Origin of the sequence: Streptomyces spiramyceticus (genome assembly GCF_028807635.1) — a bacterium.
Lineage (GTDB): Bacteria > Actinomycetota > Actinomycetes > Streptomycetales > Streptomycetaceae > Streptomyces > Streptomyces spiramyceticus.
Genome location: NZ_JARBAX010000001.1, coordinates 3,707,501 through 3,720,881 on the forward strand (window position 1 = coordinate 3,707,501; position 13,381 = coordinate 3,720,881).

General features: G+C 66.9%; 12 protein-coding genes and 2 rRNA genes (1 of these 14 only partly in view). 11 read left to right on the forward strand and 3 right to left on the reverse strand.

The genetic code is table 11. The features are described 5' to 3' along the window. The 10 genes from PXH83_RS16880 to PXH83_RS16925 form a co-directional block, all read left to right on the forward strand. A 23S ribosomal RNA gene (locus PXH83_RS16880) occupies positions 1–1,377 on the forward strand (it extends 1,764 nt beyond the left edge of the window). 74 nt (positions 1,378–1,451) lie between these two features. Then, positions 1,452–1,568, forward strand: a 5S ribosomal RNA gene (gene rrf, locus PXH83_RS16885). Between the two features lie 70 nt (positions 1,569–1,638). Further along, positions 1,639–2,283 (forward strand): HAD family hydrolase, encoded by a 645-nt coding sequence (locus tag PXH83_RS16890; RefSeq protein WP_274561227.1) that lies wholly within the window; start codon positions 1,639–1,641, stop codon positions 2,281–2,283. Positions 2,284–2,326: 43 nt separating this feature from the next. Next, entirely contained in the window at positions 2,327–3,532 is a 1,206-nt protein-coding gene (locus PXH83_RS16895) for an MFS transporter (protein ID WP_274561230.1), read from the forward strand. Continuing rightward, the gene (locus PXH83_RS16900) at positions 3,501–4,676 is read left to right on the forward strand and encodes an acetoin utilization protein AcuC (RefSeq protein WP_274561232.1); all 1,176 of its coding nucleotides are present in this window, start codon (positions 3,501–3,503) and stop codon (positions 4,674–4,676) included. Before PXH83_RS16895 ends, PXH83_RS16900 begins: the two co-directional genes overlap by 32 nt. Positions 4,677–5,254: 578 nt before the next feature. Further along, a complete protein-coding gene (locus PXH83_RS16905; RefSeq protein WP_274561234.1) occupies positions 5,255–6,070 on the forward strand; it encodes a phosphatase in 816 nt (271 codons plus the stop codon). Positions 6,071–6,198: 128 nt separating this feature from the next. Continuing rightward, a complete protein-coding gene (locus PXH83_RS16910; RefSeq protein ID WP_051831566.1) occupies positions 6,199–6,408 on the forward strand; it encodes a helix-turn-helix domain-containing protein in 210 nt (69 codons plus the stop codon). Positions 6,409–6,518: 110 nt separating this feature from the next. Beyond that, positions 6,519–6,617: a 30S ribosomal protein bS22 gene (locus tag PXH83_RS16915; protein ID WP_003948845.1), complete on the forward strand. Its 99-nt coding sequence runs from the start codon at positions 6,519–6,521 to the stop codon at positions 6,615–6,617. A 172-nt stretch (positions 6,618–6,789) separates the two neighbouring features. Continuing rightward, positions 6,790–7,830 carry an NAD-dependent epimerase/dehydratase family protein gene (locus tag PXH83_RS16920; RefSeq protein ID WP_274561242.1) on the forward strand — a complete coding sequence of 347 codons (1,041 nt, stop codon included), beginning with the start codon at positions 6,790–6,792 and terminating at the stop codon, positions 7,828–7,830. Between the two features lies 1 nt (position 7,831). Beyond that, entirely contained in the window at positions 7,832–8,920 is a 1,089-nt protein-coding gene (locus PXH83_RS16925) for a lysophospholipid acyltransferase family protein (protein ID WP_274561244.1), read from the forward strand. Between the two features lie 264 nt (positions 8,921–9,184). On the opposite strand, the gene PXH83_RS16930 is transcribed toward PXH83_RS16925, so the two are convergent. The 3 genes from PXH83_RS16930 to PXH83_RS16940 form a co-directional block, all read right to left on the reverse strand. Further along, the gene (locus tag PXH83_RS16930) at positions 9,185–10,393 is read right to left on the reverse strand and encodes a DUF5667 domain-containing protein (protein WP_274561247.1); all 1,209 of its coding nucleotides are present in this window, start codon (positions 10,391–10,393) and stop codon (positions 9,185–9,187) included. Positions 10,394–10,616: 223 nt separating this feature from the next. Next, positions 10,617–11,402, reverse strand: a complete 786-nt coding sequence (locus PXH83_RS16935; protein WP_214920546.1) for an ECF subfamily RNA polymerase sigma factor, BldN family — start codon at positions 11,400–11,402, stop codon at positions 10,617–10,619. Positions 11,403–11,765: 363 nt separating this feature from the next. Next, positions 11,766–12,728, reverse strand: coding sequence for an HAD family hydrolase (locus PXH83_RS16940; protein WP_274561249.1), 963 nt, complete (start codon positions 12,726–12,728; stop codon positions 11,766–11,768). Between the two features lie 124 nt (positions 12,729–12,852). Here PXH83_RS16940 and PXH83_RS16945 point away from each other — a divergent pair, with 124 nt between their 5' ends. Continuing rightward, the gene (locus PXH83_RS16945; protein WP_274561251.1) at positions 12,853–13,128 is read left to right on the forward strand and encodes a glutaredoxin family protein; all 276 of its coding nucleotides are present in this window, start codon (positions 12,853–12,855) and stop codon (positions 13,126–13,128) included. The last annotated feature ends 253 nt before the right edge of the window (positions 13,129–13,381 follow it).

Below are 13,381 nucleotides of genomic sequence, written 5' to 3' on the forward strand. Positions count from 1 at the left end.
AGCCGATTGTGGTGAAGTGGATGATCCTATGCTGTCGAGAAAAGCCTCTAGCGAGTTTCATGGCGGCCCGTACCCTAAACCGACTCAGGTGGTCAGGTAGAGAATACCGAGGCGTTCGGGTGAACTATGGTTAAGGAACTCGGCAAAATGCCCCCGTAACTTCGGGAGAAGGGGGGCCATCACTGGTGATCCGTTTTACACGGTGAGCTGGGGGTGGCCGCAGAGACCAGCGAGAAGCGACTGTTTACTAAAAACACAGGTCCGTGCGAAGCCGTAAGGCGATGTATACGGACTGACGCCTGCCCGGTGCTGGAACGTTAAGGGGACCGGTTAGTGCGCTTTCGGGCGTGCGAAGCTGAGAACTTAAGCGCCAGTAAACGGCGGTGGTAACTATAACCATCCTAAGGTAGCGAAATTCCTTGTCGGGTAAGTTCCGACCTGCACGAATGGCGTAACGACTTCTCGACTGTCTCAACCATAGGCCCGGTGAAATTGCACTACGAGTAAAGATGCTCGTTTCGCGCAGAAGGACGGAAAGACCCCGGGACCTTTACTACAGTTTGATATTGGTGTTCGGTTCGGCTTGTGTAGGATAGGTGGGAGACTGTGAAGCATGCACGCCAGTGTGTGTGGAGTCAATCTTGAAATACCACTCTGGTCGTGCTGGATGTCTAACCTCGGTCCGTGATCCGGATCAGGGACAGTGTCTGATGGGTAGTTTAACTGGGGCGGTTGCCTCCTAAAGAGTAACGGAGGCGCCCAAAGGTTCCCTCAGCCTGGTTGGCAATCAGGTGTTGAGTGTAAGTGCACAAGGGAGCTTGACTGTGAGACCGACGGGTCGAGCAGGGACGAAAGTCGGGACTAGTGATCCGGCAGTGGCTTGTGGAAGCGCTGTCGCTCAACGGATAAAAGGTACCCCGGGGATAACAGGCTGATCTTCCCCAAGAGTCCATATCGACGGGATGGTTTGGCACCTCGATGTCGGCTCGTCGCATCCTGGGGCTGGAGTCGGTCCCAAGGGTTGGGCTGTTCGCCCATTAAAGCGGTACGCGAGCTGGGTTTAGAACGTCGTGAGACAGTTCGGTCCCTATCCTCTGCGCGCGTAGGAATATTGAGAAGGGCTGTCCCTAGTACGAGAGGACCGGGACGGACGAACCTCTGGTGTGCCAGTTGTCCTGCCAAGGGCATGGCTGGTTGGCTACGTTCGGAAAGGATAACCGCTGAAAGCATCTAAGCGGGAAGCCTGCTTCGAGATGAGTGTTCCCACCCCCTTTGAGGGGTTAAGGCTCCCAGTAGACGACTGGGTTGATAGGCCAGATGTGGAAGCCCGGTAACGGGTGGAGCTGACTGGTACTAATAGGCCGAGGGCTTGTCCTCAGTTGCTCGCGTCCACTGTGTTAGTTCTGAAGTAACGAACTGTGACGGCACCGGTTTGTTTAACTTCATAGTGTTTCGGTGGTCATAGCGTTAGGGAAACGCCCGGTTACATTCCGAACCCGGAAGCTAAGCCTTTCAGCGCCGATGGTACTGCAGGGGGGACCCTGTGGGAGAGTAGGACGCCGCCGAACAAATATTTATGCCCCGGCCCCTGGACTTATGTCCAGGGGCCGGGGCTTTTTTGCGTTTAAGGTACGGGTCATGCGCTACGACCTCATCATCTTCGACAACGACGGCGTCCTCGTGGACAGCGAGGCGATCTCCAACTCCATCCTCGCCGGCTACCTGAGCGAGCTCGGGCACCCCACCACGTACGAGGACTCTCTCCGCGACTACATGGGTGGTGCCGTGCACCGGATCCACGACCTCGTACTGGAGCGGACCGGGCAGCGGCTCGCCGAGGACTTCGACGACACGCTGCATGCCCGCATCTTCGCCGCGTTCGAGCGGGACCTGAAGCCTGTGCCCGGGGTCGAGGAATTCCTGGGGACGCTGGTTGCGGAAGGGGTTGCGTACTGTGTCGCGTCGTCCGGGAGTCATGAGCGGATCCGGGTCGGGCACCGGGCGACTGGGCTCGACGAGTGGTTCGAGGACAGCTGGATCTTCAGCTCGCAGGACGTCGGGCGGGGGAAGCCGGCGCCGGACCTCTATCTCTACGCCGCGGATCAAATGGGCGTACCGGCGGAGAGGTGTGTCGTCCTGGAGGACAGTCCGCTGGGGATCGAGGCGGCCAGGGCGGTCGGGATGGATGTGTACGCCTTCACGTCGATGATGCCTGTCGACCGGCTCCCCGGGGCGACCGGGTACTTCTCCGACATGGGGCAGCTGCCAGGATTGCTTGCGTGATCTACCTACCCATGGGTAGGTGACGCGCCTACGCTGTGCGGCCATGACAGACGCGCGCCTGCGGCACGGCAGGGCTTCCTTGGGGTTGAGCTTCTTCGCGCAGGGCGTGGCTTTTGCGCTTCTGGTGACTCGGCTGCCTGCCATTCAGGACCGGTACGGGATATCCGACGCATTGCTTCCGGTCTTCCTGGCCGCGGTGCCGATTCTGGCGGGCGTGGGCAGTTTTGGGACCGAGCAGCTGGTGAAGCGGGTCAGGCCCAGCGCGGTCCTGAGGTGGTCCCAGCCGGTGGTGCTGCTGGCGCTGCTCGGGGTCGGGGCCGGCAGCGAGATGTGGCAAGTAGCCGTGGCGCTGGGGGCGTTCGGGCTTTCGGTGGGTGCGCTGGATGCGTCCATGAACATGCTGGGCGTCAGTCTTCAGCGGGCGTACGGGCGCAGCATCATGATCGCGTTTCATGCGGCGTACAGCCTCGGCGGGATCGCGGGGGCCTCGTTCGCTTGGGTCGGGGCGCACTGGGATCTGGCGCTGGTGGTCTCGTATCTGCCGGTGGTGGGGGTGTTGTTGCCGGGCGTGTTCGTCGGTAGTCGGTGGTATGTCGATGGTGGGACTGGGGTCGCTGGGGATGTTGGGGTAGAGGAGCGGGCGGCCCGGGGTGGGTTCAGGCTGCTGTTGCCGTTGTGTCTGGTGATGACGTTTGCGTATATCGGGGACTCGACTGTTTCGAACTGGAGCGCCAAGTATCTGGAGGACGTGCTCGGGTCGTCGGAGCAGACGGCGACCCTTCCGTACAACATTTACATGGTCACAACGCTGGTGGGGCGGGCCGTCGGGGACCTTGGCGTGCGGCGCTTCGGGGCGGTGGGTGTTGTGCGGTGCGGGACGCTTCTTGCTGCTGGTGGGTTTGGTGTGGTGGCAGTGGCGCCGGGGGTCGGGGTGGGGATGCTCGGGTTCACGATGCTCGGTTTCGGGCTTTGTGTGATCGTGCCTCAGACCTTTGCGGCGGCGGGGCGATTGTTCCCGGGGACGCGTGGCAATGCGGCTATTGCTCGGCTCAATGTCTTCAATTACGTGGGGTTCCTGGTCGGAGCGCCCTTGGTGGGGGCGCTCGGGGAGGCCTGGAGCTATCGGGGGGCGATGCTCGTACCGATGGGTCTGGTCTTGGTGACGCTTGTGTACGCCCGGTCGTTCTCGGCGGATGCCGACCGATACGGTGGCGGGCATGAGCGGGCGCGCACTGTTGATGTGGGATGACGCGGTAACCGGATACGACTTCGGGGCGAGTCATCCGATGGATCCCGTCAGACTCGACCTGACCATGGGGCTGATCCGGGCGTACGGGCTCGACCGGGCGGTTGATGTGGTCGCCGCGCCGGCCGCGGGGGACTCGACGCTGCGGCTTGTGCACCGTGAGGAGTACGTGGCGGCGGTGCGGGCGGCTTCGGCGGATCCGCGGGCTGCGGATCAGGCGTATGGGCTGGGGACGGTTGATGACCCTGCGTTTGCCGGGATGCATGAGGCTTCTGCGCTGATCGCCGGGCAGTCGGTGGGGGCGGCGGAGGCGGTCTGGCGGGGCGAGGCGGCCCATGCGGTGAACTTCGCGGGCGGGCTGCACCATGCGATGCCGGGGAGTGCGGCCGGGTTCTGTATTTACAACGACCCGGCGTTGGCGATCGCGCGGCTGCTGGAGCTGGGGGCGGAGCGGGTCGCGTATGTGGACGTGGATGTGCATCACGGGGACGGGGTGCAGGCGGCGTTCTGGGAGGACCCGCGGGTTCTGACGGTGTCGCTCCATGAGCATCCGCAGACGCTGTTTCCGGGAACCGGGTGGCCGGAGGAGACGGGCGCGGCGGGTGCGGGGGAGGGCGGGGCGGTGAATGTGGCGCTGCCTGCGGGGACGGGGGATGCGGGGTGGTTGCGGGCGTTTCATGCGGTTGTGCCGGAGCTGTTGGCGGACTTTCGGCCGCAGGTGCTGGTTACGCAACACGGGGCAGATACGCATTTCGAGGATCCGCTGGCGCATCTGGCTGTTTCGCTGGATGCGCAGCGGGCTGTGCAGGCGGCGTGTCATGAGCTCGCCCATGAGTATGTGGAGGGTGGGCTGTGGGTTGCGCTGGGGGGCGGGGGATATGCCGTCGTGGACGTCGTACCTCGGTCTTGGACGCACCTGGTGGGGATTGCCGCGCATCGGCCAATTGAGCCGGAGTCGGTGATTCCGGCGTCTTGGCGGGACGAGGTGTATGCGCGGACGCGGCAGTTGGGGCCGGCGCGGATGACGGATGGGCGGACGCCGGCGTGGAAGGGCTGGGAGTCGGGGTACGACCCGGCGGACCGTCTCGACCAGGCGGTACGGGCTGCTCGGCGGGCGGCGTTCCCGCTGCGGGGGTTGTTGGCGTAGGGGTGGGGTGCGGGTCGTTGGCTCGGGGGAGCGGGCGGGGCGTGGGTCTGAGCGGTGCAGATGCGCGGTGCGGCGAGCGGCCTGGGCGGTGCGGGAGCGCGGGGCGGTGCGGTTGGGGCCGCTGCGCGGGGCTTCCCCTACCCTTCCCCAAGCTCTCAACTTCGTTCGAGCAGGGGAGACCCCATTCTTCCCGCTGTGACATTTTGCGGCTGCCGCCGCGTGGGGGAGCAAGCCCCCAGGCCCCACGGAGGGGGCCAACGTGGGCTGACGCCCCCACCCCCCGGGTGCGGCGGCTTCGCGCCGTAGGGCCAGGTGGCCCCCTGGATGGGGCAGCTTCGCGCTCGCCGAACCCAGGCCCTGGAGGTGGGGGCGCATTCACGCTGTACGCCGCGCCCAGGCCTCCGGGGAGGGGTGCTTCGCGTCGTACTTCGAGCCTCAGGCCCCGACGTACGGGCGCTTCGCGTGTGCTGCTGCTACGCGTCGCAGGGTGGGGTGCTGATCGGGTGGGGTTACGCCAACTGTGGGGCGTCCTTGGGGTTTTGGTGCGGGGTGGGTGGGGGTGCGGGAGCATCTGGAGGGTGTTGAGTACCGGCGCGCTTCGGGCGCATCTGTTGGCGGCGCGGTTGGCCGGGCCCGTGGCCACCTCCCGGGAGCAGAGCCTGCGGAGCTACCGGCTCTTCGCGGCGCGGGATCCGCGCGTTCTGCTCGGGCTCGATCCCGAACAGGCCTGGGGGGCGCGCGATGTGATGGCGCTTATGGCTGACAAGTGTGGGGTCTCTGGTGATCCGCAATGTGTGTCCGGGGCTGATGTGATCGATCCCGAGCGGACGCTGGCCGGGCTCGATGCGTTCGCGGGGCGGCTGGCCGATGCCGCCGCGCGGCGGGTGCCGGTGTTGTTCGGGACCGGGCATCCGCACCGTTTGCTCGGGTTCTACGCCGGTCTCGCAGACGCCTTGTCGGCGGCGGGGTGCCTTGTCCTCACACCCGCGCAGGGGCGATGTGTCGACATAACGACCCGGTTCGGCGTACGCACGTACAACCTCGACTACGTACGAGGCGTCGCGCTGGTGCGCGAACCCGGCGCGCGAGGTGCCGCGAGTGTGACCGGCGCACATAGCCATTCTCCCCTCCCTGTTCGGGTCGCACTGGCGGCCCTGCGGGAGGGGGAAGGGGCGCTGCCCGGGCTGGTCGTCGGGGACCACGGGTGGGTCTGCGGTGCAGGTCAGTTGGGGTTTGAGGCCATTGGACTGGCCGATACCGATGATCCCGCGCTGTTCGTCGGTGAGGCTGAGGGGCGGGTGTCCGTCGCCGTTCCGCTTGATGACGCCGTGCGGTCTGATTACTACCGCCCGCTTACTCGCTATGTACTCAATCGAGCGTGTCTGTCACGGTAGGCGGCGGATGGTAGCTCCTCTTCCCCACTCGTATCACCCGCCCCTAGTCTGGTGAGTGAGCGCACCGCGACGAAGAGTCACCGGAGGGGAAGCCGGTGGGCGTTGTGGGCGGAAGGTGCAGGTGGGTCATGGCTGCAGAGCAGAGGCCTCTCAATGAGGTCGTGTTCCTGACCGTGGCGGAAGTCGCCACGGTCATGCGAGTGTCGAAGATGACCGTGTACCGCTTGGTGCACAGCGGTCATCTGCCGGCGATCCGGGTGGGCAGGTCATTCCGGGTTCCGGAGCAAGCGGTTCACGACTACCTCCGTGAGTCCTATGTGGGGGTGGAATCGGCCTGACGGCGGCCTCGGATTACGTCCCTCTCTCGGTGGCGGGTAGGCTAGGCCCTCGTAGGTCGTGTGGGCCCAGACGCCCCGCACCGAGTGAAGAGAAGTGAGCGAGGGTAGTCGTGGGCTCTGTTATCAAGAAGCGGCGCAAGCGGATGGCCAAGAAGAAGCACCGCAAGCTGCTCAAGCGCACCCGCGTTCAGCGTCGTAACAAGAAGTAAGCGGCAGCTGTACGTGAAATCGCAGCCCTTCCACCGTCATGGTGGGAGGGCTGCGGTGCGTTCGGGTGGCTCCGTTTGTGTCTGCTGTCACTTCGGGTGCCGTGCGGTCATCACAGCGCAACATCCAACCGCTACGGTGGCGCTAAGGGGTGTCCGAGGGAAGGCGCTGATCTTGGGCAAGGTCGTGCTCGTCACAGGTGTGGCCCGGCAACTGGGAGGCCGGTTCGTACGGCGCGTCCAGCGTGATCCCGACGTGGACCGGGTGGTCGCCGTCGATGCGGTTCCGCCCGAGCATCACCTCGGTGGCGCAGACTTCGTCCAGGCGGACATCCGCCAGCCGGCCATCGCGCGTGTCCTGGCCGAGCACCGTGTCGACACCGTCGTGCACATGGATGTCACGGGTACGCCGCTGGGGACCGGTGGCAGCCGTGCGTCGGTCAAGGAGACCAACGTCATCGGCACCATGCAGCTGCTCGGTGCGTGCCAGAAGTCGCCGACCGTGAAGCGGCTCGTGGGCAAGTCCAGTACGAGTGTGTACGGGTCGGCGCCTCGCGATCCCGCGGTCTTCACCGAGACCACGACGCCCAAGTCACTGCCCAGCGGCGGCTTCGCGAAGGACGCGGTGGAGGTCGAGGGGTATGTACGGGGCTTCGCGCGCCGGCGGCCCGATGTGGCGGTGTGCGTGCTGCGTTTCGCGAACATCCTCGGGCCCAGCGCTGATTCTCCGCTCGCCGAGTACTTCTCGCTGCCGGTGCTGCCGACGGTCTTCGGGTACGACCCGCGGCTGCAGTTCGTGCACGAGGACGACGTCATCGACGTCCTGCGCATCGCCGCGCACGATCCCCGGCGCTCCACGATGAACAGCGGGACCTTCAACATCGCGGGTGACGGCGTCCTACTGCTTTCGCAGTGCTCGCGGCGGCTCGGACGGCCGACCGTGCCGGTGCTGCTGCCCGCTGTGACCTGGGTCGGGACCGCGTTGCGGACCGTCGGGGTGACGGATTTCTCGCCGGAGCAGATTCGGCTGCTCACGCACGGACGGGTCGTCAGGACCTCCCAGATGCGCGAGACCCTGGGTTTTGAGCCGAAGTGCACGACTGCGGAGACGTTCGAGGACTTCGCGCGCAGCCGGGGCGCGGGCCTGCTGCCGCCCGAGGGTATTGCCCGTACCGTCGACCGGCTCTCCACTTTCGTCAGCAAGGAGCGCACCTGACATGGCCGATGCGAAGGTCATTCCCTTCGGTGATGATCCGAGGACGAGGCGGGCCAGGCCCAAGTCCAAGGACGCGGCCGGCCCCGCCAAGGAGCCCAAGGGGAAACGGCCTCCGGGACGCAAGGGGAGCCCGCTGGCGCCCGTACCGGAGCAGCAGTCGGAGGAGCCGGACGTTGCCGTGCCGGCGGAGGCGGGGTCGGCGCCGGAGGGGGCGAAGGTCCGGGAGGGTGTGAGTGCGGCGCGTACGGGCGGCGGGTGGGACCGGCGGATCGCGGGCGGGCTCGCGTTCTTGCGGCGGCGGCTCACCGGGGACTACGAGGTCGACGAGTTCGGGTACGACGAGGAGCTCACCGACAAGGTCCTGATGTCGCTGATCAGGCCCCTGTACGAGAAGTACTTCCGGGTGGAGGTCAAAGGCATCGAGAACATCCCGTCGGAGGGCGGGGCGCTCATCGTCGCCAACCACTCGGGGACGCTGCCGCTGGACGGGCTCATGCTCCAGGCCGCGGTCCACGACAGCCATCCGGCGGGCCGGCATCTTCGGCTGCTCGCCGCTGACCTGGTGTTCATGCTGCCGGTGGTGAACGAGCTGGCCAGGAAGGCGGGGCACACGCTGGCGTGTGCGGAGGACGCGGAGGAGCTACTGGGGCGGGGTGAGCTCGTCGGTGTGATGCCGGAGGGCTTCAAGGGGATCGGGAAGCCGTTCGGCGAGCGGTACAAGCTGCAGCGGTTCGGGCGTGGCGGGTTCGTTTCCACCGCGCTGCGGGCGGGGGCACCGATTGTGCCGTGCTCGATCGTGGGGGCGGAGGAGATCTACCCGATGATCGGCAACGCGAAGACGCTGGCGCGGGTGCTGGGGATTCCGTACTTCCCGATCACGCCTACGTTCCCTTGGCTGGGGCCGTTGGGGGCGGTGCCGCTGCCGACGAAGTGGACGATTCAGTTCGGGGAGCCGATTCCTACGGATGGGTATCCGGCGGAGGCGGCGGAGGACCCGATGCTGATGTTCAACCTGACGGATCAGGTGCGGGAGCAGATCCAGCACACGCTCTACAAGCTGCTGGTGCAGCGGCGGTCCGTGTTCTTCTGACGAAGCCGGGCCGGGGAAGCGGGGGCGGTGGGGCCCGACGGACGGAGTCCGTCGCAGTCGGCCGAAGCCCGCGAGGCCCCTGGGGCCGAGCGGTGCGAGGGTGGCCGGAGGAAGGGGCCAAGCTGCTGGTGCAGCGGCGGTCCGTGTTCTTCTGAGGGCGTTCTTCTGACGGTCTGACACGTCGGCGATCTGACACGTCCGGCAAGGGTGTGGGCCCGGTCTCCGGGGAGAGCGGGCCCACTGTGGTGCGTACTGCGTGCGGTGTTACTGCGCTTCCGTTCCGTCCACGTTCAGGCCCGGGATGATTCCGGGCAGCAGCGGCGGGAGTGTGACGTCGGGAGTCTGGGGATTCAGGGGGTTGTGGTCGGAGGAAGGGGCCGACGGGTGCGCCTCGTGCGACGGCGGGTTCAGCAGGTCGCCTGCGCCGCCGTTCAGGAGGCCGTCGTCCTTGGAGCTGTGGGGTGCGGACGGGCGGGGCTTGCTGTCGCCGCCCGTACGGCCGCCGGAGGACGTTGTCGTGGAGGGGGCGGGGCGGTTCGTGCCCGATGTGCCGCCCGTACGGTCCTGGGTGGAGCCGGGGCGGTCCGTGGTGCTGCGGCCGGACTCCGGTGGGCGGGGGAGCAGCGACTGCAGCGGGGCCACCTCTTGGTCTATGGCGTCGAAGACCGAGCTCACCTGGTTGCCGACGTCGGTCAGTTGGACGGGCAGCCGGCCGCGGAGGCTGCTCCAGGCCTCGCGGTGCGCCTTGGCGAACGACGACAGGGCCTGGATCGGGCCCATCGAGCCGTCTCGTTCGTAGGCCTGGTGGAGAAGGCGGTGGCCCTCGCCGGCGTCGTGCGTCATTCCCCTCAGGGTGCGCCTGACCTCGCCCAGCTGTTCGTGGTCGAGCTCGGACTCGCGGCCGCGTTCCATGAGGCGGCGTGCCTCGTGGAGGCGGGTGGACGCCTGGTCGAGGTAGAGCTCGCCACGGTCGGCGTCGTCGTCGGCCATGCCGCGTTTGACGTCTTCCATGCCGCGCTTCAGCCCGTACAGCGAATCACCCGGCAGCGCGTCGGAACTTGCAGCGGCCACGCCGCTGAAGGCTCCTGCTGCCACACCGACGGTGAGTCCGCCCGCGGCGATGCCCTTCGACCAGCGGGAGCGCGGGCGCAGCTTCCGGAGCGGAGATGCCCGATGGGCGCCACGGCCGTCCGTCCGTTGCTCGGGCACCGTAGGGCCCGCGGACGCACCGCCCTCGGCGACCATTGCTTCCATGGCGGCGATGAGCTGCGCCCGCTGGACGATTTTGACCTCGGGGTCCAACTCCGGTGACGGCAGCTCGCCGAGACCGTTCGCCAGGGCCAGGAGTCTTGTGGACTCTGGCCCTTCGGCCGTTTCTTCGGGCTGATCTGCCGCCGTGCCCTGGGGCGTCTGAGCCTCCAGGGCCTGGGCGAAGGCGTTCGCCCGCCGGTGTGCCGATACGTTCGCGATCACTGGCGGCACCTCCTCTCGTCATGACGATCGACTCCCCTGGGGGTCCGGAAGGTTGCACGCCTTGAGCACATCCACACGATTGAGTGAGTGGCTGCGGACATGGCGTGACCGCAGGGAGCCTGCATCCCGCACAACGAGCGCGTCGGCACTTGGGTTACGCGCGAAAGATGATCCGACCACAGTGTCATGAAGGCGTCACGGACTGTGAGTTGTGGTCGGCCGGTCAGCGGGCATCGTCGGGAAGGAGCCGGGCCAGTGTCCTGACGGCCCGGTACTGGAGGGTCTTGATCGCGCCCTCGTTCTTGCCCATTACGCGGGCGGTCTCGGCGACCGAGAGGCCCTGGAGGAAGCGCAGGGTCACACACTCCTGCTGCTGCGGGTTGAGCTTGCGGACCGCTTCCAGGAGTGCCGCGTTGGAGAGGGATTCGAGGACGGAGTCCTCAGGGCTGCGCTCGACCTCGTTGGCGTCGAGCATTTCGCCGGTGGTCACTTCGAGACGGAACCGGCTCGATTTGAAGTGGTCGGCGACCAGGTTGCGGGCGATAGTGACCAGCCAGGCGCCGAAGTCCCGGCCCTGCCAGGTGAAGGTGGAGATGCGGCGCAGGGCGCGCAGGAACGTCTCGCTTGTGAGGTCTTCCGCGGTCGCCTTTCCGCCGACGCGGTAGTAGATGTAGCGGTAGACCGTGTCGCTGTACTGGTCGTAGAGGCGGCCGAATGCATCGGCCTCGCCGGCCTGAGCGCGTTCGACGAGGTCCATCATGCGGGCGCTGTCGCTGTCGGCGCTGGGCCGGCGGGCGGTGGACGTACCGGTGGCCGAGCCGGCGCCGCGGCTGCGTCTGCCGACTGCCGCACCGCCGTCGGCCAGGGCATAGCAGGGGCCGACAAGTGCAGCAGGGGTGGCAAGGGCGGGGACGGCGTACGCGGTGGGGACGAAGCCGCGCAAGCGGTCGACGACCGTTGCGCGCAGCGTAGCCAGGCCCGAGGCGTCAACCCCGACATGTGGGTACACGGGACTCCCAGAGGCAGAGCTTCCAACACGTTCAGTGCGGGACCGGTCACTCGTCGTGCTGGTGAGTGGGGTCCGGTATGCGTCTGAGGAGAATAACGCTTCGTACAGGCAGTGCTACACCCAGTTGCTCAAATCATCGATTCCGTCGCTTCTGTTACATCTATGCGGCGGATCCGGACACGGATTGTGACCGGTTATTGATCGGATTACTTCGTCTTCTGCTTGAATCCGGGATCTGTTGTGCCCGAGTGGGAGCAACGGGACTGGCGGGAGCCCGGCACGGGTAGGAGCCCAGGATTGCCTGAAGGGGCCCCGCGTGCCTTACGCGTGCCCCTGTGTGTGGCTGATGTTCGAGTTGTGGCCTCAGTGGCGGCGGCGGTGCAGCGCCATCGCGGCCGCCGTGCCGCCGGCGATGGCGCCGAGCCCGGCGGCCGCCGGGATGCCGACCTTGGCGGCCTTGCGGCCGGTCCGGTAGTCGCGCAGGCGCCACTCGCGGGCGCGGGCGTGTTTGCGGAGCTTGGTGTCGGGGTTGATCGCGTACGGGTGTCCGACGAGCGAGAGCATAGGGATGTCGTTGTGCGAATCGCTGTACGCCGCGCAGCGGGCCAGGTCGAGGCCCTCGGCCGCGGCCAGGGCGCGGACCGCCTCGGCCTTGGCGGGCCCGTGCAGCGGCTCGCCCACCAGCTTGCCGGTGTACACGCCGTCGACGGACTCGGCGACCGTGCCCAGCGCGCCGGTCAGGCCCAGGCGTCGGGCGATGATCGTCGCGGTCTCCACCGGGGCGGCCGTGACCAGCCAGACCTTCTGGCCCGCGTCGAGGTGCGCCTCGGCGAGGGCGCGGGTGCCGGGCCAGATGCGCTCGGCCATGTACTCGTCGTAGATCTCCTCGCCGATGGACATCAGCTCGGAGACGCGGTGGCCCTTCACGATGGACAGCGCGCTGTCGCGGGCGTCCTGCATGTGCTCCGGGTCCTCGACGCCGGCCAGCCGGAACCACGCCTGCTGCCAGGCGAAGCGGGCCAGCTCCTGGCGCTGGAAGAACTTCCGCTTGTAGAGGCCGCGGCCGAAGTGGAATATCGCGGCGCCCTGCATCACGGTGTTGTCGAGGTCGAAGAAGGCGGCGGCCCGCTCGTCTCCGACGACCGGGAACTCCGGCTCCCGCTGCCCGCCGTCCTCGTCCTCCCGGCGGTCCTGCCGTTCCAGCTGGTCCAGCTGGTTCTGCTCCTGCGAGGTTTTGCGTGCTGCCTCGGCTGCTGCCTCTCCCGCCAGCACGCTCCGGGCAGTCGCGGAGCGCCTACGGGGGCTGAGCCATCCCAGTGCGGCCATGTCGTGAGCATAGCCAGTTTGTTCGGTACTTCCCGACACGCCGGGATGCGGTGGCGTGAACTCTCGGGGACGCCGGTGTTACACGGGCGAAGGGGGCATGGCCGTACGGGGCCACAATGGCGGGATGAGTCCCTTGCTGCGACGTACTAAGAGGAAGCCCGGCGAGCGGTTGGTCACGCTGGTCGGCAAGCCCGGCTGTCACCTCTGTGACGACGCGCGGGAAGTGATCAGCGAGGTGTGCGGGGAGCTCGGGGTGCCCTGGGAGGAGAAGGACATCACGCAGGACGAGGCGCTGAACCGGGCGTACTGGGAGCAGATCCCGGTCGTCCTGGTCGACGGTGAGCAGCACACCTTCTGGCGCGTGGACGCGGGGAGGCTGCGCAAGGAGCTGGGTGGCTGACCGAAAGACAGCTACCATCATGGGCGATTTGGGCGGTCTCGGGGGCGTGGTCGTGAGGAGTGTGTACGGTTTTGCCCCCTTCGGGTTTTCAACGAGCCCGCGCGGTCCGAGGTTCCGGGATCGAGTGCCCGGTGTGCGTGACCCCGGTCACTTTGCACGGACAAAACGGACACCATCTTTGTGCACGCGTTCACAAAGGCATAGCCTGCTTGCGACGGGGCGGTCCTGGGACATACGGCCGCCTGCAGCCCCG